A 258-nucleotide genomic window follows, 5' to 3' on the forward strand; every position below is an offset into this window, starting at 1 on the left:
GTCTTTACCGAGTTGTTTAGTTGCAGCCAATGCGGTTAACAGTTTTTGAACGCTGGCAGGTTGCATTAACGATTGGTTGTTGTACTCAAAGACTGTTTGTTGAGTCGTCATGTTCCACACTGTGATGCCGAGCTGTGAATGTGTTGGTTTTAGGAACTGGAGCATATTATCAAGATACAATGCTGCAGGTTGCTGGTTAGTACTATCACTATGAATTGTTTGTGGCTGACTGAGTGCTACTTGGTCGGGTGTTTCTGC

General features: G+C 43.8%; 1 protein-coding gene. It reads right to left on the reverse strand.

All coding sequences use genetic code 11. The features are described 5' to 3' along the window. On the reverse strand, positions 1-258 hold a 258-nt coding region (locus tag AAEZ00_RS21635), incomplete at both ends, for a D-alanyl-D-alanine carboxypeptidase (protein ID WP_351090024.1).

Origin of the sequence: Shewanella sp. S1-49-MNA-CIBAN-0167, from assembly GCF_040310145.1 — a bacterium.
In the GTDB taxonomy this organism is placed as follows: Bacteria; Pseudomonadota; Gammaproteobacteria; order Enterobacterales; family Shewanellaceae; genus Shewanella; species Shewanella psychromarinicola.